Source organism: Streptomyces sp. NPDC032472 (genome assembly GCF_040636955.1).
Classification (GTDB): domain Bacteria; phylum Actinomycetota; class Actinomycetes; order Streptomycetales; family Streptomycetaceae; genus Streptomyces.
The window spans coordinates 1-1,655 of the sequence record NZ_JBEZVK010000199.1 but is presented as its reverse complement, the minus strand read 5'-3'; the positions used below and the strand labels follow the sequence as shown (position 1 = coordinate 1,655).

Annotated in this window: 1 protein-coding gene; it reads left to right on the top strand. The window is 75.4% G+C overall.

What is annotated here, in order from left to right; genetic code table 11:
* Positions 1-18 precede the first annotated feature (18 nt).
* The coding region (locus tag AB0F11_RS38155; protein ID WP_362184468.1) for a polyketide synthase dehydratase domain-containing protein at positions 19-1,655 on the top strand (1,637 nt) is incomplete at its 3' end.

The window sequence follows — 1,655 nt, the reverse complement described above, 5'->3', positions numbered from 1 at the left end:
CCGCCGCAGATTCCTGTGGTGTCGACGCTGACCGGCGGCCTGGTCGACCCCGAGCGGATCACGACCGCCGGCTACTGGGTGGAGCATGTGCGCCGACCGGTCCGGTTCGCGGACGCCGTCCGCACCCTCGAAGCCCAAGGCGCCACGACGCTGATGGAGTTGGGCCCTGACGCGGTCCTGACGGCGATGGCCGCAGGCACCGTCGAGTACCCGGACGCGGTTGTGGCCGTACCCGCCCTCCGGGCCGGGCAGCCCGAAGCGCGCACCCTGCTCGACGCCCTCGGCCGACTGCACGCGCGCGGCGTACGGGTGGACTGGCCGGCGTTCTACGCGGGCACCGGAGCCGGCCGCGTCGACCTGCCCACGTACGCCTTCCGGCGCGACCGCTACTGGCTCCACCCGAGCGGCGGGTCCGCCGACGCCTCCGGCCTCGGGCTGACCCCGACCGGACACCCCCTCCTGGGTGCGGCCGTACGGCAGGCCGACGGCGACGTGTACCTGCTGACCGGCCGGCTCTCCCTGGCCACGCACCCGTGGCTCGCGGACCACGCCCTGCACGGCGTCGCCGTCTTCCCCGGCACCGGCCTGCTGGAACTCGCGGCCCGTGCGGGCGAGGAGGCCGGCTGCGCACGCGTGGTCGAACTGACCCTGTCGGCACCGCTGGTGATACCGGACCGCGGCGGGGTACGGGTGCAGGTCGTGATCGGTGCACCCGAGGAACCGGATTCCCCGGACTCCGGGGTCCGGCGGCGGATCGACGTCTACAGCTGCCCCGAGACGGACACCGGCCTCGAACAGCCCTGGACCCTCCATGCGACGGGATCGCTGGAGACGCGGACCGAGGACGTCCCGGACGAGCTCGCACCCTGGCCTCCCGCCGAGGCCACCGAAGTCGCCCTTGACGACACGTATCCCCGGCTCGAGGACCGCGGATACGGCTACGGTCCCGCATTCCAAGGGCTGCGCCGCGTGTGGCAGGGCTCCGACGGCGAGCTGTACGCCGAGGTGGAGCTGCCGGAGGCGCAGCGCGCCGACGCCGCCCGGTTCGCCCTCCACCCGGCCCTGCTCGACGCCGCGCTGCACGCGCTGCTGCCGGGCGTCGCCGGGGATGCCCAGGACCGGCTGCCCTTCGCCTGGTCGGACGTGGACCTCCACGCCACCGGCGCCACGGGCCTGCGCGTCCGGATCAGCCCGACCGGACCGGAGACGGTCTCCGTGACCGTCGCCGACGACACGGGCGCGCCGGTCGCCGGCATCGGCGCCCTGACCCTGCGGCCGCTGTCGAAGGACGCGCTGCGCGCCGCAGACGGCTCCGCTGCGAACCGGCTGCTGCGGATCGACTGGTCGCCCGTGGGCGTGACCACGGGCGGGACGGAGGCCGGGTCCGCGCCGGAGGTGTGGACCTCCCTCGACGCGCTGCCGGAGGAGGTGCCGGCCACGGTCGTCGTGCCCGTGCGCCTCCCGGAGGCCGGCGATGCGGCCTCGGCTGCCCGTGCCGCCCTCGCCGAGGTCCTGGCCCTGGTGCAGAGCTGGCTGGCGGGAGAGCGGTACGCCGGCTCGCGGTTGGTGATCGTGACGCGGGGCGCGGTGGCGGCGGCTGCGGGGGATGTTCCGGATCCGGCCCTTGCGGGGGTTTGGGGTCTGGTGCGGTCGGC